Origin of the sequence: Emticicia sp. BO119 (assembly GCF_013912375.1) — a bacterium.
GTDB lineage: Bacteria > Bacteroidota > Bacteroidia > Cytophagales > Spirosomataceae > Emticicia.
In genome coordinates, this window is record NZ_JACETV010000005.1 from 246588 (window position 1) to 268199 (window position 21612).

The window sequence follows — 21612 nt, forward strand, 5'->3', positions numbered from 1 at the left end:
CGCAAAAACTATTATTTTATAATTAACCCTGAATGCTTCTTATGAAAAAAATCGTCCTGTTTTGCTGTTTATTAGGCACTTCTAATGCTTTTGCTCAATCATTTATTCCTGCCTTTGACCGTTTTTCCGGCAAAGAAATCGCCTACATTAATTTAGAAGATGGTACTAAAGTAGAAGGTACTATTGATAATATTGACCGCAAAAAAGGTCTGATAGAAGAAATAGTTATTCAGCCCACCGGAGAAAAGAAAAAACGCAAGATTAAAGCTGAAGACATTAAAACTATGTACTTGCCAGCCAGCGGGTACAACAAATTTGTCAATTCTACCGAACAGGCATTTAATGCCCAGAAATGGAAAGACAATAATGTAAATATGGAAATCATCAACAAGGGGTATGCTTATTTTGAGAAATCAACCGTTGGTATCAAAAAAGACGTTGAAACCTTATTAATGCAAATGGTGAATCCTTCGTTCAGCCAGAAAATCAAGGTTTACCATGACCCTCGTGCACAGGAAAGCATGCGTTTTGGCGTGGCAGGTATCACAATGGCTGGTGGCGATGATAAATCATATTATGTAAAAGTAGGTGATGCTGCCGCAGTAAAAATAAAAAAGACCGATTATGATAAAGCCTATCTGGGTCTATATAAAGATTGTCCTGAATTGTTGAAGAAAATCAAAGACGACCATCGTTGGGTAAAATTCGACGAGCATCTATGGGCTTATACTACTGAGTGTAATTAAAACACAACAAGCATTAAACAGAAAAATGTAAGCCTGAAAATATAAAATTTAAAAGTTCACATTTTTCTGTTTATGAAGGCTTTTACTTCTGGCTCGCCTGATAGTTATCCCAGAATTCAAACTGTGCTTTGAAAGGCAGCCTTTCTGTGACAGGTGTATCGCCAAATATCATGGCTTGTGGATTTCTGGCATTAAATGCTTTCCATTCGGGTAAACCTTTGCCATTGGGATTGCCAGTTTTAGCGAAGTTCACCCAGTATGACGACATCTGGTCTTCCAGTTTTCGGTCAGCTTCTGTAAAAGGCCTATCCCAGTTTCTTAGTGTATGTAAAGCATAGCCAAACTCTGCTGAGTGGAATGCTCCAAAATCAGGCTTGTCAGAATGTTGAGGTGGTACGTGCTTGAAAAAGTACAGATACGATTTCTTCTTCCCTTTAGAGGCTTGCAATTTTGCCCATGTATAATTCTGCCAGGCAAAAAGGGTGTGTCCACCAACTTCTATTTGAGATTCTTTGGCTTCTGCATCAGTATTGGCAGGATATGCTTTCAGAAAATCATTGGCCATAGTGCCATATTTCTTCTCGGCATCTGCTTTAAATTCTGCAGCTGTCAGAGTTTTAGGAGAGGGAAATCTATCACCTGCATTCCAGCCTGTTAGCAAAGGTACATCGTTTTGTTTATCGTTAGAGAAAATGCTGTACATATCCCCTACAATTACATAATTATCTAATACCGGACTGGTAATTCCACCTCCTGCTTTCAATATCTCTTCTGACGATTTGGCTCTTAAATCTGCAATTGAATTAGCCTGCAATTTCTTTGCAAAAGCTACACCTGTTTGCTCAGCATCAGCTACAGATTTCATTCGAAGAGAAATGCCGAACATACCACCACTCTCTGCAATGGCTCTATGAAATAATCCTTTCGCTAAAGGCGATGCCATTAATACATTCACACTAAATGCCCCTGCTGATTGCCCTGAAAGTGTTACATTATTCGGGTTTCCGCCAAAGGCTGCTATATTTTTCTTCACCCATTCAAAGGCAGCAATCTGGTCGAGGAAGGCAAAGTTTCCTACCCCTTTTCCATTGGTTTCTTTGGTTAAATCAGGATGTGCCAGAAAACCGAAAACACCCACACGATAGTTTATCGTTACAAACACTACACCTTTTTTAGCTAAATCCTCTCCGTCATATAAAGGCACTGACCCTGAGCCACTTGAAAAACCTCCGCCATGAATCCACACAATCACAGGTCTTTTTTCATTGGCTGATTTAGCTGCAGTCCATACATTCAGATATAAACAATCTTCACTTAATAGTTCAGGTGGAGCCAGAAACTCTGTTGTGTACATCATAAACGGCGCTGGTTTCGGTTGCATGGCACTGGCCGAAAAAGTATCACATTTCCGTACACCCTGCCAGTTGGCAACAGGTTGCGGGGCTCTCCATCTTAAGTCACCTATCGGGGGAGCGGCAAACGGAATTCCTTTAAAAACATTTACTCCATTGCTATAAATACCTGACACAATTCCATTTTTTATAGCCACTGTTTCAAAAGGCACTTTTGATTGTGCCTTAGCAAAAAAAACTATTAAATATAGAAACAGAATTTTCTTCATAGTTTATATCAAGGTTTGATTGTACGATTTCTTAATAATAAAAAAGCAGTATCTTTCCGGGCTATATCCTGACTATACTGTTTGCTCCAGTCAAGGCTTCCGATAATCAGGTCGTCATCGCCATCTCCGTCAATATCTCCTGCAGCCATTGTCAACCACTTACCAGCATTTACCTCTTTTATGGTATAGGGCCTGAAGCTTAATTTCCCCTGACCTTCCAGATAGACAAATCCTTCTTGTGGCTGGTTTTTCTTATCAGCGAAATACGAAATGGTCGCAATATCTATGTCGCCATCTCTATCAAAATCTCTGGCAATGGCTTTATAGCAACCATTAATCGGAAAGAAAAACGCCTGTTTGAATTGATTCTTACCATTGTTCAGATAAGCATAAACCCCATGATAATTTTTCAGCACATGCCTTGTCAAATCAGCATTATCTCCATTGACATACAGAATATCTTTATAACCATCTTTATTCAAATCTATCATTTCAAAATAACATGAACCATAAACAGACGGAAAGCGTAAAATCTCCTTCGTATCAAATTCGCCGTTACCTTTATTCATAAACAGAAAGATTCCTTCCTGAGCCTGGGCAAATAGTACCCAGATATCAGGTAAGCCATCCTTGTTTTCATCAGTGATATAGGCTTTAATAGCCCCAGGTAATTCCCTGATTACTTTTTTAACATAGCCCTTATTTTGCAGATTTTTATACCAGGCCAACACTCCGTTTTTATTCCCAAAACTACAAATCAATTGGTCTTTATAACCATCATTATCTAAATCAACCGCTATGCTTTGCACAGGTCTTTGCAGGCTATCTATCAATGCTTTACTTTGAACAGTGGCATTAAAATCTAATAACTTGCCTTTCCTGAAATCATTCGGATGCATAAGGCCAATACTTGTCATAAATCCACTCCTTACCCCTGCCTTTTTCAAATCCTCGCTAAAATCAATATCTACAATAGTAGCTTTAAGTTTTCTTGATGAAACAGGTTTCAGGTTTTTGTCAAATACACTGAGCGAACTGTCAAAATAACTGGCTTCATAAATCTGTTGATTCCCCTCATCAATTTTCAGATAAGAGACAGCCGGAAAGCCATTCTTCTGTACCTGACTGGCTGAAACATCAAATAAACCAGTAATTTCTTTAATAGGTGGACGGTTCTGCCGGGCGATTTTCTCCGGCGCTTTTTCGGTGTAGTAGGCTACAATCTTATTCCAATCATCAATACTCATAGCTGATTTACTAACCCAATAGGTTGAATCCCCTCGTTTTTCCTGTTGAATATCTGGATACACCATATCTCCATTGATCTGAAAACCCAATTGCAAGGCCATATCGGGTAATACATTATTCGTCCATGAAGATTTATCTAATAATTCGGGCTCAGGAAATAGGTGGCAGGAGGCACAATGTACTTTGGCTAATTCTTCGCCTGTCTGCTGATCAGATTCTTGTATGTATCGGCAGCTGTTAATGAATAATAAACTAAAGAAGGAAAAGGAGCTTATTATCCGAAAGAATTTCATTGTATAAGGTAGGAGTAATTGATAAAATTAACCTCTCCGAAGAGGTGCCGGAGAGGTTACGGAGTTTATAGAAACGTCTGAATAATCATATATTCTTCTTCTTCATCTCATTCACAGCAAAATCAGCTGCACGGGCAGTAAGCGCCATGTATGTCAACGATGGGTTTACGCAAGACGCCGAAACCATAGAAGCACCATCAGTTACAAATACGTTTGGCACGCCCCAAACCTGGTTATGTCCATTCAATACTGAAGTTTTAGGATCACGACCCATACGGGCAGTACCCATTTCGTGAATCGCCATACCTAAGTAAGAACCGTTGTCGTAGGCACGGACATTTTTCACTCCTGCGGTTTCCAGCATTTCTTTGGCATCGTTCATCATATCAATACGCATTTTTTTCTCATTTTCTTTGAACTCTGCATCGAAAACCACCAATGGCATACCCCATTTATCTTTTTCGGTGGTATGTAAATACATGCGATTTTCATGATATGGCAATGTTTCACCAAACCCACTCAGACCCATCGTCCATAAACCTGGTTTGGTTACTTCATTTTTGTAGTCAGCACCGAAGCTTAGTTCTGCCACATTACGTTGCCATCCCTGACGACCCGAACCTGCGCCACCCTGATAACCGAAACCACGTAGGTAATCGCGTTTATCATTACCGATGTTACGGTAGCGAGGTACATAGATACCATTTGCACGGCGGCCATAAGTATATTTATCCAGATCGCCATCCCATACACCTGATGCACCTATCTTGAAGTGGTGATCCATCAGATTATGTCCTAATTCACCTGAATCATTACCAAAACCATTAGGAAAACGGTTTGATTTTGAGTTTAATAAGATAGCTGTTGAACCTAAAGCACTACCACAAACAAAGATAACTTTGGCAAAGTATTCAGTTTGTTGAAGTGTAACAGCATCGGTTACTTTTACGCCTGTTGCACGTTTTTTGTTTTCATCATAGGTTATTTCAGTTACTACTGAATCTGGACGCAAAGTTAAACGGCCCGTTTTAGCTGCTGGAGGAAGCGTACAGGATTGTGTACTGAAATACGCACCGAATGGACAGCCCAACGAACATTTGTTACGATACTGACAAGACGCACGACCTACGCCCAACTGCGCCTTAGCTGCCTCAGATAGGTTAGCCACACGGCCAATAGTCATGTGGCGGCCCGGGAAGTTTTTCTCTATGCGTTTACGTACTTCTTTCTCAACGGCATACATTTCCATTGGAGGCAAGAACTCACTATCTGGCAATTGAGGCAGGTTTAGTTTCTCGCCTGAAATACCTACGAATTTCTCTACGTAAGAATACCAGGGAGCTATATCTTTATAACGGATAGGCCAGTCAACTGCGATACCGTCTTTTAAGTTTGCTTCAAAATCTATATCACTTAAACGATACGACTGACGTCCCCACATGATTGATTTACCGCCCACAATACCCGGACGGAACCAGTCGAATCTTTTATCTTCTTTATACATCGAATCTGAATCGTTCATCCAGTATTTCTCTGTCATTTCATTGTACGGATAATCACGCGATAATTTCGGATGCGATTCTTTTTGTTCTACTGTCAGACGTCCGTTATATTGCATCTGCCAAGGGTCTTTCATGGCATTTTCGTATCCTGTTACGTGCTCGAGTTGCTTGCCTTTTTCAAGCATAATCACACGCATACCTTTTTCGGTTAATTCTTTAGCTGCCCAACCTCCGGTTACACCCGAGCCAATAATGATGGCATCGTAGGTCTGAGCTTTTATTGCATCTATATTTAAGTTCATTTTTGTCTGTAAATTTTAATCTGTGAATAGGTTAAGAAATTAGATAGCCCAGGCTTTTTGTCCTGGTTTATATGGTGCAGAACCATCGAATCTACCCGGAATTGGCAGATACTCCAATGCCTGTGTAGCACCTATTTCAGAAGTAAAATAACCTACGGTTGTGAGTTCTTTCATTCTCAGGAAGAAAGCCTTATCAGTTGACATGGTTTGTTTTACCATTTCAATTTTGTCGGCTGGGCTCAAGCTGGTAAAGTCTTTGCCAAATCTGGTTTTGCTATCGGCATCCAGTTTTGCCAGACCTGCATAGAATTTATCCTGGTCTTCTTTCACATAGCAATCACGCATTACTCTCACGATAAATTTCTCTGCTCCGGCGGCTTTTGCGCCCGGTGTATCAGTTGTTGGAATAATCACGTCGGCTACTTCGGCAATCAAAGCCTCTTGTCCGGCGGTAGTCTTTACGCTTTCGCCTGTATTCAATACTTGCCCCATTACCCCGGCAATGACCGGTGGAGACAACACCCCTCCAACTAACAGGGAAAGTCTCTGAACAGCTTCTCTACGATTCATTCTTGATAAGGTTAATAAAATGGATAATGTTTTTTAAAATTTATTTAGTGATTGGGTGAATGAGTGATTTAGTGATTAATTGTGAATGGTGAATTACGAATTAGTGAATATTTAAAAATAGACCTCGCAATTATTCGCTAATTCGCTATTCGTCATTTACGATTAAAAATAATCACTCATTCACTAAATCACACAATCACTCAATGGATTATCTATGAAAACTATCTCCCACAAATTTCAATACTTCCGGCAGTGCCGTGCGCCAGTATGTCCAGGTGTGGCCGCCATCTCTTACTCTGAATTCGTGCGGTATTTTCTTATCTATCATCATGGCGTGTAAGGCCATATTACCTTTAATCAGAAAATCATCATCGCCACAATCGATATAAAATTTTACTTTTTTTATTTCTTCGGCATTGCCTGTCTCTACAATCTTGATTGGCGCATTTTTATAATAATGGTCTGTCAGGCGTTCTTTTCCTTTCAGGTTTTTACCATACAGGTCTCCGAAAACATAATCATAACGTGCCTGGTCCTGGTTTCCTGTTACTACTTCTTCATCTGTCCAGATGGCCGCACTTAAAGGTGCTGCAGCTGTAAACATATCCGGGTGCTTTGTTGCGTAAAGGAGCGTTCCAAGTCCTCCCATTGACAGACCTGCCACAGCCCTGAATTCTTTCTTAGAACGAATACGGTAGGTTGTTTCGATATAGGGAATGAACTCTTTAATGAAAAAATCTTCAAATTTTGTTTTGCCATCGAAGGTATTCATATACCAGGTTACACCCGCATCTGGCATCACAATAATCATTGGTGGAGCTTCGCCACTGTTTATTACTCTATCAGCAATCTCAGGGGCTTGTCCGAACTGTGTCCAGCCTGTTTCATTGTCGGTATAACCATGCAACAAGTATAAAACAGGATATAAACGGTTGTTTTTTTCATAGTCGGCCGGGAGATAGATATTATACTTCACTTCCTTGCCTAAAGTACTACTTTTGAGTGTCAGGCTTTCTTTCACAATGCCTTGTTGTGCAAAGCTCAGCGTTGAAACCAGTAGCAGAAATAATACGCTTATTTTTTTCATTCGGGTGCTTTAAGGATTTATTTTTGATGGAAACTTTCACTTACAAATTTCAGAACTTCCGGCAGAGCTGTTCGCCAGTATGTCCAGGTATGACCTCCCTGACGTATACGGAACTCATGCGGGATTTTCTTGTCTATCATCAGGGCGTGTAAGGCCATATTACCTTTAATCAGAAAATCATCATCGCCGCAATCGATGTAGTATCTTACCTTTTTAATCTCGTCCGGGTTAGCCGTTTCAATAATTTTCAGGATAGAGTTTTTGTAGTAATGCTCGTTCAGGCGGGCATTGCCAACCAAATCCTTACCATACCGTTGGGCATAAGAAGTAGCCCATTGGGCATCTGGCAAAGCCAGTACTTCTTCGTCTGTCCGAACACCTGCGCTCAATGGTGCTGAAGCAGCAAATAAATCCGGGTGCTTTGTTGACATGATAAGCGTACCATATCCACCCATCGAAAGCCCTGCAATAGCTCTGTAACGTTTCTGGGCACGAACACGATAGTTTTTTTCGATATATGGGATAAACTCTTTGATGAAGAAATCTTCATAAGGCACTTTGCCATCATAGCTATTTACGTAGCCACTTACGCCACCATCGGGCATGGCAATAATCATAGGCGCAATTTCGCCATCCTGTATCAATTTATCAGCTATACCATTAGCTTCGCCGAATTGTATCCAGCCGGTTTCATTATCGCCAAAGCCATGTAATAAATAGAGAATAGGATAAGAACGATTGGAAGTGGTGTAGTCGGCAGGAAGGTAAATATTATATTTAACATCCTTACCCATAAGGGAACTTTTGATAGTAAGACTTTCTTTTACAATACCTTGCTGAGCGAACGTAGTAAAAGTTATCAATAAAAACAGCACATATAAAATGCGTTTCATTGCCAATGTAGAGGTTAAAGGTGAATAAGTAGTAAATATACAATCATAAAGTCTTTATATCCAAATTTAAAGACTGTCTGTAGTTATATTCTAAAATATTATTTTGTGTTAATAGATAATTTGCTGAGTGCCTAAGCGTGCCACCTCTTTTCTCGGACGAGTAGAGAGATGACACACAGGACTTCTATTTCAGGGTTCGGGCTAATCTCTATTTTTTTAGTAATCCTTCTACCTCCAGCCACTCACCAAAACGCTCTATCCATTTTTCGGTCGGAAGATTCGTTTTTCTCATACCAAATCCATGTCCTCCTTTTACATAAGCATGCAACTCAACAGGTTTTTTGGCTGCCAACCAATCGTTATATAGCTGAATACTATGTGGTGCTAAACCCAGTTGGTCGTCGCTGGCTACTACAATAAAAGCAGGGGGGGCATCTTTCGGTGCAGGTGTTTTTGGAAATGCGCCTGTGTAGGCATAAACGGGTGCAATAAAATCAGGGCGGGTTTCAGCAGTGTACTGATAGGTTACACCCATCGTTACTGTGCCCCCAGCCGAAAAGCCCATAAAGCCTATTTTATCAGGCTTTATTTTATACTCTGCGGCATGGGTGCGCACATATTTCATGGCTTCAAGTCCATCATTTACGGCTAAGGGAATGACCTCGGCATTTTGTTTGTCCATTTCGGGCTTACCCATTTTTGCCATTAGTTCTTTTACAGGGTCTTCGGTCAATGAATGTACCAGGCGGTATTTAAGTACAAAACAGGTTACCCCTTTGTTATTCAGCCATTTTGCGACATCTATCCCCTCGCTATCAATAGACAGCGTGTGGAAAGCTCCTCCCGGAGCAATTACTACGGCGGTTCCGTTGGCAATGGCAGGGTCGGGCAAATAGGCGGTGAGTGTTGGTGTGGTTACATTATACACTACCCTTGTGTTGAACATATTTTTGTTGTTTTCTGCTTCATTCCAGGTCCAGTTTTCCGAACCGGGCGCTTTGCTGGCATATAAGGGAATCACATTTTGAGCCAAGGCCATTCCCAGAGTAGCCAGCACCAAGCAGCCTGTTAATAGTACGTTTTTCATAATAATAGGTCGGTTGTTTTTATGTTTTGGCAGAGACGTACGGTTCGCCGCGCAAGGCACATCTCTACCAAAAACAATTTAAAAAATCATAGGTTAACTATTAAACAATCGCCTTCCGTGCGTCGCGGTCAGGGTCATTTTTCATCATAGGTATATCATCCAGAATCATTGTTTCACCGTTGGCAGTTGTATAAGGTGCCCAGTTTGGCAAGCCTCCACCATTAGGGTTGCCAGTACGTGCAAAGTTCAGAAACGACTTTGCCATTTTCTCTGACAACCGGCGCGGTCTTGCGCCACCCCCTGTATGTGTCAGCATCAGGTCGGTATTATAGAACCAGAAACAAATATCGTCGCAATGGAAGGCCCTCATTCTACCATCGAATAACGGAGGTTGCCAGCCGAACCAAGCCACATATACGGGTGCTTTCTGTTTGGTTTTGGCATCAGCGGCAGCTATGGCATTTTTGCGGTTACTCATAATCATCGACCAGATTTCAATGGGTTTCTTATTAGGGAATACCTTGGCATAGGCGTCAGTTATTTCGCCCGATTTTTCGCCGAATCTTGGTTTTATCTTTTCCTTCACCTCATCTAATGAAACTTTTTCAAGTGACGCATTAGTTCTGCTTGGGGACATTTCATTGAAAGTAGTGCTGATAATGAGAGGAATATCAGAAGAGAAATGGTTGGTTTCAGAAAAGAATGGCTTATCGCTCAGGAACTTGCCATCTGCTACCGGAGCGTATCCGCCGCGTTGCAGGTTCATTCTTTTAGCTTCATCTGCTACGGCAGCTACCGCTTTGTTGGCAATATCAATGTATTGTCGCCACGGAATCTGCTGTAATTTATCAATTTCATTTGGCCCTAAGCCTGCTTCTTTTAAAACAGCCGCACCCAATTTTTCAGAATATTCTTTTGGCACACCTGCAAGTGAAGTGCCACTTAAGGCAACTGCTTTGTGAAATAACCCTTTGGCCGATGGCATAGCCATGAGGGTAGTTACTTTAGCTCCCCCACCCGACTGACCGATAATGGTTACATTATTGGCATCGCCACCAAAATTGGCAATATTATCTTTTACCCATTCCAGAGCTGCTACAATATCCAACATACCTACATTGCCCGATGCTGCAAATTTTTCACCGCCCACACCCGCCAGATTTGTAAAGCCCAAAGTACCCAGACGATGATTCAAGGAGCAATACACAACATCACCCAAACGACTGATATTTTCGCCACTATATCCATCCTGCTCAATACCGTTTCCGTTTACAAATCCACCACCGTGTAGCCATACAATTACAGGTCTTTTTTTATTATCTATCGCCGGAGTCCAGACATTAACTCTCAAACAATCTTCACTCACATCGTCATAATTCCAGTGATCGACAAATGAAGAATATTGGTCGGCATACCGCCTTTCCATGATTTGCGGTGCGCTGTTACCCCACCATACCGTTGGTTTTACGTCTGTCCAGGGTTGAGGTTTCTGTGGTGGCATAAAACGGTTCGCCCCTCCGGTATCAGCACCATACGGAATCCCCAGAAAAGTATTGATTCCTCTCAGGATATATCCCCGCACTTTCCCGTAGTTTGTGTTAGCTACAGCAATATTATCGCCTACAAACAGTATCTGCTCATCTTCTTTCTCTTTACCAAAATCATGGGCATTGGCTGTGAAAGGTACTACGCTACCCATACCTACACCAGCAGCACCAAGGCCAAGTGTATGAATAAAGTTACGTCTGTTAGATTTCATAAAATATAGTTAAAAGGTTTGAAAGATATGTGAGTGATTGCGTAAATACATGATTAATGGCTGATTTCAATTAACTAATCTGTAAGAACCGTATCTAAATTAATAAAGGAATAAAATTTACTTTTTCATGAATCGACCTAATGTCTGAATTAGCCTATCTATCGCTTTTTTGTAGCGATTCTTTAAATTTCAAATGAAAGAACTTGAAATTATTATAACTATTTCAATATTCTTTTATATCAATCAATGTCATTGTATCAATTTGTGACAATAATACAAACATTCTTGGTATATTACAAATTTTTCTTTATTTTTGTACAAACCTAATTTTATATAAATCTTTCTTTAACCTTATCTTATGACTGAAAATCCCGACTTGAGAGAGTATTGGGAGGCAAGTTCTATGTTGCTTCCCAGTATTTCAATTGATTGTGCTATTTTCGGATTTCATGATAATCAATTGAAAATACTTTTACTCAAGTATAAAAACACTGATTTTTTTGCTCTACCGGGAGGATTTATCAACCAAGATGAAAATTTAGAAGACGCTGCAGCAAGAATTTTAGAAGAACGTACAAGGCTCAAAGATATTTATCTCGAACAGTTCTATGTGTTCGGCGACAAGAGCAGACGCTTTGATAAAATACATCACCAACTTATGAGTGGTAGTGGTTTAAAATTAAAAGAAGGTCATTTTTTGCTAAACCGGTTTATATCGGTAGGTTATTATGCTTTGATCGACTTCTCGAAAGCAACCCCGGTGCCTGATATTCTTTCAGACTCTTGCCAATGGTATGATCTGGAAACAGTTCCTTCTCTTATTTTCGACCATGATGCTATTCTGAATAAAGCCTTACGTACACTGAGGTCAAATATCGATGAAAAGCTGATAGGATTGAATCTTTTGCCGGAAACCTTTACAATGAATGAATTTCAGAATTTATACGAAACCATTTTAGGAGAAAAAATTGCCCGTTCTAACTTTCAAAGAAAAGTTCTGGGAATGCATATACTTAAGCGATTGGATAAAAAAATAACAGGTGGCGCACACAAAGCGCCTTACTTATATAGCTTTGATAATAAAGGAGTCGGTAAATGATACTATACCGACTCCCTTGGGTAGTCTAAGGTTTTACATAACTCTTTTTCCCTTTTATATCCATAATTTCGATACTATTAACATTGTTCGGAACAAAAAGACTGTGCGATGACTGAGATAAAAATGATGAGCCAAAACCAAACTCTGCCTTTCTGCTTTTGCCATTGTTTAACTTCAGAATAGCACTTGTCTCATTAGGAGCAAGATTAATAATGGTTCCATTCTTCTGGTAAGAAAAAAATCTTAAATCTCCTCTGTTTTGTGAAGTTACTATAGTTATTCTCCCCTTTGCATTTTTTATGAGTACCAGACTTTTAGCATCACCCATTACGCAATAACCACTTGCTTCGGGCAAAATTGAAGTAAAATTCCCTTTTCCATCTCCTTTCAATAATAACCCATTAAGCGCATCGTGGCGGCCAACTAATAGTTCTGTACCGTAATCATTTCCGGTCATCAGAACATCTAAGTTTCCGTCCTGATCAAAATCCTCAACAACCATTCCGTAGATTGGTGCAAACTGAGCTTGTATAGGTAGTTCTTTCATTTCAAATTGTCCATTGCCTTTATTCTCTATATAACTGCTTTTCATCCAGTTAGCCTTTAACACCAGAGCGTCTTTCAACTCTTCCGGTTTTAGAATTTTATCTATTGTCGCTTCTGAGAATTTTGCATAGTTCTGAAAACGCTGACGTGTCTGAATAAACTGTTTCGCCAGGTCATCACGGGTATTAAATGGAAATTCTTTCAGTTTTCCCTCATCATCAGGGAAATACACCGTAGGAATTGCATCATAAAAGCCATCATTATTAAAATCTTTGGCATAAATACCTATAGGCTGGGTATCACTTGCTTGCAACAATGTGTTCATACCCAGATTCCCTGCTATATAGTCTATATCTCCGTCATTATCAAAATCGCCCGATGTAATACTCGTCCACCAGCCTACTTTACTTGCTAATGCTCCACTTTCCGGCATAAGCTCAAGTTTACCCTTGTTATTCTTTAAAATCGTAACAGGCATCCACTCACCTGTTACAATCAAATCCTGCCAGCCATCATTGTCATAATCGCTCCAGAGAGCATCACATACCAACCCGATATTTTGAAGCTTCGGAGCTATCTGAGCAGTAGCATCCGTAAATCTGATCTGACCATTAGCGCTATCATTTCTAAGAATATAGCTTGATACAGGTTTAGGATAAGCATTGGGTTCTACACGCCCACCAATAAACAAATCCAAATCACCATCATGGTCATAGTCTGCCGCTTTTACGCATGAACCACTTTTCAGAAAAGAAGGTATCGCCTGCTCATTTAAAGTAAAATGCCCTTTACCATCATTCACATAAAACTTATCCTGCAAAGCTGGTGAACCCACATTAAATTCACTACTACCACCTACAATATAAAGGTCTAAATCTTTGTCATTATCGGCATCAAATAGCAAAACACCCATATCTTCGCCTATCTTTTTATAACCATCCTCGCCTGGTAAAAGGTCATGAACGCTGAATTTCCCCTCTTTATTCTGAATCAAAAACTTACCTTTTCTAAATTTGGCTCCTCCAATAAAAATATCTTCCAGACCATCTCCATTCACATCACCAACCGCTAAGGCGGGGCCATACTGAGACATTTTATGAGGCAAGAGCTTCTGTACATTAAAATCGATATAGTCTTCTTCTTCATGTACATAAGGCACTTTCAGTTGGTCGCTTATATCCGTAAAAAGCGTTGAGGGCTTAGGCTCTTCAATAGTATCTTGTGTGGTGGCATCGCTTTCTTTTAAACTCAATACCTGATTGGATTTTATATTCTTTAATAGCTGGGTTTTTCCGCTTTGCCAGATTACTTTCAACTGGTCTATTTTCTGAACTCTACCTAACCCGAAATGTGCCACAGGCTCAACTGACGAGATATATCCACGATAAGGTGTATGCTCATAAACTTGCTTCTGACCATTATTGTACTGAATCTCTACAATTGCACCCAGCCCCATAATATTGGGCAGATTACCGTTAAATTTGACCCTTAGATAGTTGCTTTCCTGGGGTTTGAGCTGTATTGAGTTGTTGCGATAAACAGAGGCCGAATCGTTTATATTATTAACTATGTAGTCCAGGTCGCCATCATTATCCAGGTCAGCATAGGCAGCACCGTTAGAGAACGAAGGTTCGGCCATACCCCATTTTTCAGTTACATCTTCGAACTGAAAATTACCTTTGTTATGAAACGCAAAGTTTTTGATTTTTACAGACGGAATAAAATCTAATAAATAAGTAGCCGACGCTAAGCTATTTACCTCTTGTCTATAAGCCATAAAATCCTGATCAGTAATATCTTTCGGAAACCCATTGGTTATAATAATATCCCGCATACCGTCATTGTCAAAGTCAACTACCATCGGAGCCCAGCTCCAATCGGTTTGTGCCACACCTGCTACCAGACCGATTTCGCTGAAAATAGGCTTGCCTGTTAATGGATTTTTACCTTGATTAATTTGTAAGGTATTACGCGGATACTGATACGTATAGTTAAATCTGTCGTTGTTCTGGAATGTCTGATAGTTATTAGCCATTGTCATCATTTTTTTCCGTTTGTTGGTAAACGGCATCATATCTACCGCAATAATATCTACAAGACCATCATTATTTATATCAGACACTTCATTTCCCATTGCCGAGTATGAGGTATGCTTGAAATAATCTTTGGCTTGCTCAGCAAAACCTGTATGTTTACCATTACTATGCTGATTAATATAGAGTAAATCATTAGTCAGGAAGTCGTTGGTTACATAAATATCTTTCCAACCATCCTGATTAATATCCGTGATATTTACACCTAATCCGAACCCTTCAATCAGGATTCCTTCTTCTTTTGATACATTAGTGAAGTAGGGATGCTTTTTAGTTTCATCCCAATCGTTGCGGTAGAGTCTGTGTGTCCGTTTAGAAGTACCATCTTTTAAAGTTTGCCGATACATATTCGGAATATTAATATCTTCCATCTCATTAACAAGAACATAGAGGTCTAAATCTCCATCATTATCATAATCAAAAAAAGCTGCATTGGTGGTATGCGTGGTATCTGCAATGCCATAGTCTGCTGCCATTTCCCTGAACGACGGAATACCATTCGACCCAACGCCCTGATTCACATATAATAGATTAGCCCTTTGGCCTGCTACTTTTTTTACAGAGGCGGATATATAAATATCTAAAAGATTATCATTATTAATATCTACAACAGCTACGCCATTACACCATCTACCCTCTCCACTTACATGGGCTTCTGCCGTAACATCTTTAAATTTCAGTTCATCATTCTGATCAGTTCCCTCATTCAGATACAGTTTGTTCGATACCTGATTTCCGGTAAAATACACATCTACCTTGTTGTCATTATTAAAATCGCCCATAGCTACGCCACCACCATTATAAACATATTCAAACGCCACAATATTCATCGTATCATTTTCAGTAATCCGATTAGAAAACTGAATACCGGTTTCTTCAGGATATAATTTGGTAAATACTGTTTCTGTTTTCTTGCTACAGGAAAAAAGTGCAGGAATTAGTAAGAGAAGCAAGAGCTTCTGAAATGAGTAGGAAAAAAAAATAGGCTTCATTCTTAAAATCAGGTAATGTTCTAAAAAAACAGAGATGGTAAAACTACCATCTCTGTAAAATTAACTTTTTTTTCTAAAACAATAACTCAAAAATTATTTATAAGCCGGATCCTGATCTAAAGTAGCTTTACCATCTTTTTCAGAGCGATCTATGGCTTCCTGTGGAATCGGATAGAATTCGTTTTTACCTTTTACGAATTTTGCCCCTTTCATATACACACGTTTATTTCCTTCTATTTCGGCATATTTGTTCAATACATCAGAAGCTATACCCCATCTGGCAAGATCAAAGAAACGATGGCCTTCCATACCAAACTCCAGACGATTTTCAAAGCGTACAGCTTTGCGGGCAACCTCTTTGCTTGTCCATGGAGCTGTATAGTTTTTAATGTTATAGTTAGCAGCCGGAACCGGATTTCCCTGTGCATCAAATACAAGAGTATATGCATCACGTGTAGCACCTTGTATTGCTTTTTGCACAAAACCTGCCGGATTTGCCGCACGAGAACGGATCATGTTTACCAACTCTCTTGCCTTTTCAAGGCTTCCGATTTCAACCTCACATTCAGCCAGCCAAAGCAAAATCATATCATAACGCATAATACGATAGTTATTGCTGGTTAAGTTACCCCAACCGTTTACACCTGTAAATGCTTTAGAAGGGATATGTTTTCTTGGAGAATACGGCCCTGCATACGTCTGGTCACGGATAAAGTCTACATTATGAATTTTGTAGTCGATAAACAAGATACCACGACGGCCCACCGTATGGTCTAAGCGAGGATCCAGCATTCCATCATAGGGTGTGAAAGGATCTTCCAGTTTTAAGCCCTGATCGTTTTTCACATCAGAATCGTTAAAAGTATCCAGTAAAGGCAAGCCGTTCGCATCTGTTTTGAAAGCGTTCACAAGGTTTTGTGATGGCTGGTAAAAACCACAGCACCCCCAAGGAGAAGCATATGGATGCGCTAATCCTACACCTTGGTTAGCTGCGTCACCGGTTGCACTTGAAGAAGCAAATTGCACTTCAAAGATTGACTCAGCATTGTTACGGGTGCTGGCATCAAAGTTATCATGATAAAGATCAACTAAACGGTACTTACCACTATTGATGATTTCTTCCAGAATAGCTTTAGCTGCTGTCAGTTTAGCTGCATTAGCTGCTCCTGTGTTTACATCAAATCCCTGATACATCAATGCTTTAGCCTGAAAAGCCTTTGCAGCCCACTTGGTTGGGCGGCCCACCTGTGCCTGTGTAGCAGGTAATACTGAAGCTGCTTCTGAGAAGTCTTTTTCAATTTTAGCCCATGCATTCGCATCAACCGGGATTTTGGTACTTTCCAGATCATCTAAATTAAAAGTAGCATCATCAATGTATGGAATATTCTTCCACATCTTTTTAGCTTCAAAATGGAAAAAAGCTCTCAGGAATTTAGCTTCAGCCAAAATCTGTGCCCTTCTTGCTTCAGTTATATCTTTTACATCTTTCAATGTATTGATAACGTCATTCGTACGAGCTACACCCTTAAATAAACCTCTCCACTTATTTTTGATATGGTTATTAGTTGGCTGAAAATCCCATCTTTCCAGAAAGGACTCTTCCGGCTGGTCACCTGCATCAGTTCCTTTATAGGCATCGTCAGAAGGAATTCCACCAAAAACCCAATTATGAATATCATTCATCCAGGGGTCTTGTCCGTCCAGACCGGTTCCGTCAATCATCGCATAGGCACCTAATAATACCCCTTCTACACCTTTAGCAGTTTTCAGAGAAGTGGGGCTATATTGGGCTTGTGGCTCACGGGTCAGGAACTCATCACTACAACCAATGGCAAATCCAACGGTGAGTCCTGCGGCCAAAAATACTTTAACAATATTGTTACTTTTCATATTTTGAATCGTATTTGTTTAATTTTATTAATTCGTTGGTCCTGGTATTAAAAACCAAGATTTACCCCTAAAATAAATGTTCTTGATACTGGCATATATCCACCATCAAAGCCCAAAGTATTGTCAGTTCCTGTCTGAATTTCAGGGTTAAGACCAGTGTACTTTGTAAACGTAGCTAAGTTTTGTACTTGTAAATAAATCTGTGCATGATCCAAAGCCGTTTTACTTGCTAATTTCGCTGGCAGATTGTAAGTCAACTGAACATTTTTGATTCTGAAATATGACCCATCTTCTATAAAATAGCTTGATGGACGGCTGGATACCTGGTCGTTAGCATCCATAATAGGTACAGTACCTGAAGTATGAGTTGGCTGCCACGCATCATACAAAGCACGTTTCGAACGGTTACCCTGGAAAGTATTGAAATCCGAGAAATAACGTGTATAGTTAAATACATCGTTACCTTGTGTACCATTAGCAAAGATAGTTAAATCAAATGCCTTGTAACCGAAGTTCAGGTTTAAACCATATACAAAATCAGGGTGCGGGTTGCCGATAATAGTGCGGTCTGCATCTGTAATTTTACCGTCGCCGTTGATATCAGCAATTTTGAATTTACCAGGTTTGTTATAGTCTTCGTATTTAGGCCAGGCATCAGCTTCTGATTGAGACTGGAAAATACCTACTACCTGATAACCATAGAATGATGAAATCGGTAAGCCAGCTTGTGTTAGAGTAACCGCAGGTACACGAGATCCGTATCCGAAATAACGTGTATTAGGGCTGGCATCTAATCTATCTACATTGTTTTTATAAGTAGATAAGTTTGCAGCAATGCTATAACGGAAATTGTTGATATTGCTCTTATAGTTAATACCTACATCAAGACCTTTATTGGTCATCTGACCTACGTTGAAGGCTGGTGCATTGGCATCACCCACAGTAAAGGTTAATGGTGTTGTAAACAACATATCAGATGTTACACGTTTCCAGAAATCAATTTCAAAACCTAATTTACCTTTAAATAACGATGCATCTATACCAAAGTTAGTTGATGTAGTGGCCTCCCATTTAGCATTAGGATTACCAAATGCCTGTGTATCATAACCAATAGTTGGTGTACCCTGGCTACCATCAATCGGATAACCAGCATGGTAAATATCCGAACGATAAGTAGTATAAGCGTTGTAGTTACCAATCTTCTGGTTACCGGTTTTACCCCATCCAAAACGCAATTTCAGATCGCTTACAAATGGCAGGTTAGTAGAGATAAATTTCTCTTCAGATAAACGCCAGCCCAAGCTAAACGCAGGGAAAAGAGCATTACGGGAAGCAGACAGGAAGCGAGAAGAAGCGTCATTTCTAACGATAGCCTGTACAAGGTATTTATCGTTATAGGCATAGTTGAACTTACCAAATTCAGAGAATAAGGTATAGTCATTTCCTACTCTACCATAGTTACCAACTCTGGTTGGGTCTCCTAAGTCTAAGTAGCTGATAATTGGTAAAGTCTCGAAAGCATAACCGTTACGGGTTGCTCCAAAGTACTCACCAAACTGTTTGATAGCCTCAGTTCCAATATAGGCATCCACTTTATGAACATTGTTGAAAACCTTACTGAACGATAATGTATTTTGCCAAACCCATTGGTAGTCATAGCTGGTATTTGATTCTGAACCATTATTGAAGCTACCTTCAATATATTCAGGATTAGCACGACCAATGTACTTGCCGTTTTCAGTAGTGATGTCTATACCTAAACTGGTTTTGAAGGTAAGAAACGGGAGAATATCGTATTCTCCGTAAATATTACCAAAACCTCTCAAACGGTATCTTCTGTTATCCGCCTGGCGTGCAAGAGTTGCATAAGGATTTGAGTTATTACCTAAGTTCGCTCCACGTGAACCAGCAAAGAAGCCATTGATGTCATAGATTGGTAACAATGGGTGGTGTTTGTAAGAACCAGAAACAGCATTTTGTTCGTCGTTATTACCAAACCCGCCTTTGCGGTTATCGAATGATACTGTGAAATTTTCGCCTACTCTCAATTTTTTGTTGATGGCTGAAAACTCAGTGTTCGAACGTAAGGTATAACGGTCATAGCCAATAAATTTAACTACACCATCTTGTGAAAAATAACCTACAGATAACGCATAACGGCTGTTTTCTGAACCACCACTTGCTGTTAACTGATAGTTTTGAATAGGTGCTGAATGTGTAACCTCTCCCCACCAGTAGGTATCAGCCGACTTGGTAATCGGATAAATATTATCAGGTGTCAATGAATATAAAGCAGGGTTTGTATTGGCTGCTCCTTCTTTACCTGCACTTGGGAATACATAGTCTGGAATAGAAACCTCGCCGTTAGATCCAAAAGTGTACTGACCGTGTGATGGCGTTTTCCCTGCATACTTATCTGCTAAATACAGGTATTCACCTAATTCTTTGGCATTTAATGACTGTACGTCTTCCGAAACCTTTTGAACGCCATAATAGGCTGAAAAGCTGATCTTAGCAGGACCGATTTTCCCTTTTCTTGTGGTGATGATTACCACACCATTCGCCGCGCGAGAACCATAAATAGAAGAAGCCGAAGCATCTTTCAGAATCTGGATGGTTTCAATGTCATTGGGGTTAAGGTTTCCCTGATTCTCAGTAGGAACACCATCAATAATGAATAGAGGGTCGTTGTTACCGATAGTACCAAAACCACGGATACGAACCGTTGCATTACCACCTGGAGTAGCATCATTCACAATGCTTAGACCCGAGGCCCGTCCTTGCAATTGTTGTGCAAAGGTAGTAGCAGGCACTGATTGCAAATCTTTCGCATTCACGGTTGTTACAGCTCCGGTAATATCTCTCTTTGACTGAGTACCGTATCCGGTTACAACCACTTCATCAAGGGCTGCTTCATCTGACTCTAAAATTACATTCAAAGTAGATTGATTACCAACAGCAATTTCTTGGTTTTTATAACCAATTGAGCTCACTACCAAAATGCCTCCTGAGTTTGGAACACTTATTTTGTAATTTCCTTCGGCATCAGTGATTGTTCCGGTGGTTGTTCCTTTTAAGGAAATACTGGCACCAGGAATAGCCTCACCTTTTGGATCACTAACTTTACCACTAACAGATTTTTGTGCAAATGCAACAATGGACATTAGCCATAGTATGCCACAAATCAGAGTACCCCTTATAGGTACAAAGTAGTTTTCTTTCATACGCTTTGTTTTATTTGGTTAAAAAAAATAAATTATGAATTGTAAAATATCAGCCAGCACTTATGAGAACCGGAAAGTACATCACTGACAGGAAAAGAAATTAATCTTTCATACGCTTTAAAAAATCATATAACAGCAAAACATGGGTACAATTATTTACGCGTTCTGGTTAAATCAGAGCAAAGTATGGGCAACTCAAAACAACAGGAAAATACCTTTCATACGCTTTTTATAGTATCAGTTCAAAATTAGGTTATATAATATTCAGAATAAATAGGGTATTCTGAGGTAAGATGTGGAGATTTATTATGATGCAGTAGAATTATCAAAGGAAATTTCTCTCATAGGCTTTTTTAGTATTAGTTAGAAATAGGTTAATTAATTGTTGAAGTATATCTCTTTTTTATGATGCTAAAAATAGCAAAACCAGACATATTTCATAGGTTTTAGTACATTTTTAAAGCTAATGCAACAAAATTTCGACTTTTTAACTTTAGTCGACACAAATTATAGCTATTCTTTAATTTTTCCAAATTTTTCTATTTATTTTCTAAATTTTAATCTCCATTTAACTTTTTTTAGTATTAAGGCTTATGTTTTTAATTTTTCTTAAAAAAATATATTTGTAAAGCCCTGAAACACCACTATACGTACATAAAA

General features: G+C 39.6%; 13 protein-coding genes. 2 read left to right on the top strand and 11 right to left on the bottom strand.

The window, feature by feature from the left end; all coding sequences use genetic code 11:
* Positions 1-41: 41 nt before the first annotated feature.
* Positions 42-746 (top strand): hypothetical protein, encoded by a 705-nt coding sequence (locus H1R81_RS17525; RefSeq protein WP_181842050.1) that lies wholly within the window; start codon positions 42-44, stop codon positions 744-746.
* 82 nt (positions 747-828) lie between these two features.
* On the opposite strand, the gene H1R81_RS17530 is transcribed toward H1R81_RS17525, so the two are convergent.
* The 8 genes from H1R81_RS17530 to H1R81_RS17565 form a co-directional block, all read right to left on the bottom strand.
* Positions 829-2367: a carboxylesterase/lipase family protein gene (locus H1R81_RS17530; protein ID WP_181842051.1), complete on the bottom strand. Its 1539-nt coding sequence runs from the start codon at positions 2365-2367 to the stop codon at positions 829-831.
* 8 nt (positions 2368-2375) lie between these two features.
* Positions 2376-3908: a VCBS repeat-containing protein gene (locus H1R81_RS17535; RefSeq protein ID WP_181842052.1), complete on the bottom strand. Its 1533-nt coding sequence runs from the start codon at positions 3906-3908 to the stop codon at positions 2376-2378.
* 85 nt (positions 3909-3993) lie between these two features.
* Complete coding sequence (locus tag H1R81_RS17540) at positions 3994-5712, bottom strand: GMC oxidoreductase (RefSeq protein ID WP_181842053.1); 1719 nt, start codon at positions 5710-5712, stop codon at positions 3994-3996.
* A gap of 39 nt (positions 5713-5751) precedes the next feature.
* Entirely contained in the window at positions 5752-6282 is a 531-nt protein-coding gene (locus H1R81_RS17545) for a gluconate 2-dehydrogenase subunit 3 family protein (RefSeq protein WP_181842054.1), read from the bottom strand.
* A 208-nt stretch (positions 6283-6490) separates the two neighbouring features.
* On the bottom strand, positions 6491-7369 hold the full coding sequence (locus tag H1R81_RS17550; protein ID WP_181842055.1) for an esterase family protein: 879 nt from the start codon (positions 7367-7369) through the stop codon (positions 6491-6493).
* 17 nt (positions 7370-7386) lie between these two features.
* On the bottom strand, positions 7387-8262 hold the full coding sequence (locus H1R81_RS17555) for an esterase family protein (protein WP_181842056.1): 876 nt from the start codon (positions 8260-8262) through the stop codon (positions 7387-7389).
* A gap of 208 nt (positions 8263-8470) precedes the next feature.
* Complete coding sequence (locus H1R81_RS17560; RefSeq protein WP_181842057.1) at positions 8471-9349, bottom strand: alpha/beta hydrolase; 879 nt, start codon at positions 9347-9349, stop codon at positions 8471-8473.
* A gap of 100 nt (positions 9350-9449) precedes the next feature.
* Positions 9450-11108: a carboxylesterase/lipase family protein gene (locus H1R81_RS17565; protein WP_181842058.1), complete on the bottom strand. Its 1659-nt coding sequence runs from the start codon at positions 11106-11108 to the stop codon at positions 9450-9452.
* Between the two features lie 358 nt (positions 11109-11466).
* On the opposite strand from H1R81_RS17565, the gene H1R81_RS17570 reads away from it, so the two are divergent.
* A complete protein-coding gene (locus H1R81_RS17570) occupies positions 11467-12207 on the top strand; it encodes an NrtR DNA-binding winged helix domain-containing protein (protein ID WP_181842059.1) in 741 nt (246 codons plus the stop codon).
* A 25-nt stretch (positions 12208-12232) separates the two neighbouring features.
* Here H1R81_RS17570 and H1R81_RS17575 read toward each other — a convergent pair whose 3' ends face one another.
* The 3 genes from H1R81_RS17575 to H1R81_RS17585 all read right to left on the bottom strand — a co-directional run bounded on the left by H1R81_RS17575 (position 12233) and on the right by H1R81_RS17585 (position 20952).
* The gene (locus tag H1R81_RS17575; RefSeq protein WP_181842060.1) at positions 12233-15838 is read right to left on the bottom strand and encodes a VCBS repeat-containing protein; all 3606 of its coding nucleotides are present in this window, start codon (positions 15836-15838) and stop codon (positions 12233-12235) included.
* 93 nt (positions 15839-15931) lie between these two features.
* Positions 15932-17728, bottom strand: coding sequence for a RagB/SusD family nutrient uptake outer membrane protein (locus H1R81_RS17580; RefSeq protein WP_181842061.1), 1797 nt, complete (start codon positions 17726-17728; stop codon positions 15932-15934).
* A gap of 47 nt (positions 17729-17775) precedes the next feature.
* Positions 17776-20952, bottom strand: coding sequence for a TonB-dependent receptor (locus H1R81_RS17585; protein WP_181842062.1), 3177 nt, complete (start codon positions 20950-20952; stop codon positions 17776-17778).
* Positions 20953-21612: the final 660 nt, after the last annotated feature.

Excerpts from the sequence above, each read along its gene's own strand:
- H1R81_RS17535 (WP_181842052.1), bottom strand. The coding sequence starts at position 3,908 with ATGAAATTCTTTCGGATAATAAGCTCCTTTTCCTTCTTTAGTTTATTA.
- H1R81_RS17540 (WP_181842053.1), bottom strand. The coding sequence starts at position 5,712 with ATGAACTTAAATATAGATGCAATAAAAGCTCAGACCTACGATGCCATC.
- H1R81_RS17585 (WP_181842062.1), bottom strand. The coding sequence starts at position 20,952 with ATGAAAGAAAACTACTTTGTACCTATAAGGGGTACTCTGATTTGTGGC.
- H1R81_RS17560 (WP_181842057.1), bottom strand. The coding sequence starts at position 9,349 with ATGAAAAACGTACTATTAACAGGCTGCTTGGTGCTGGCTACTCTGGGA.
- H1R81_RS17550 (WP_181842055.1), bottom strand. The coding sequence starts at position 7,369 with ATGAAAAAAATAAGCGTATTATTTCTGCTACTGGTTTCAACGCTGAGC.
- H1R81_RS17525 (WP_181842050.1), top strand. The coding sequence starts at position 42 with ATGAAAAAAATCGTCCTGTTTTGCTGTTTATTAGGCACTTCTAATGCT.
- H1R81_RS17555 (WP_181842056.1), bottom strand. The coding sequence starts at position 8,262 with ATGAAACGCATTTTATATGTGCTGTTTTTATTGATAACTTTTACTACG.
- H1R81_RS17570 (WP_181842059.1), top strand. The coding sequence starts at position 11,467 with ATGACTGAAAATCCCGACTTGAGAGAGTATTGGGAGGCAAGTTCTATG.
- H1R81_RS17565 (WP_181842058.1), bottom strand. The coding sequence starts at position 11,108 with ATGAAATCTAACAGACGTAACTTTATTCATACACTTGGCCTTGGTGCT.
- H1R81_RS17580 (WP_181842061.1), bottom strand. The coding sequence starts at position 17,728 with ATGAAAAGTAACAATATTGTTAAAGTATTTTTGGCCGCAGGACTCACC.
- H1R81_RS17575 (WP_181842060.1), bottom strand. The coding sequence starts at position 15,838 with ATGAAGCCTATTTTTTTTTCCTACTCATTTCAGAAGCTCTTGCTTCTC.
- H1R81_RS17530 (WP_181842051.1), bottom strand. The coding sequence starts at position 2,367 with ATGAAGAAAATTCTGTTTCTATATTTAATAGTTTTTTTTGCTAAGGCA.
- H1R81_RS17545 (WP_181842054.1), bottom strand. The coding sequence starts at position 6,282 with ATGAATCGTAGAGAAGCTGTTCAGAGACTTTCCCTGTTAGTTGGAGGG.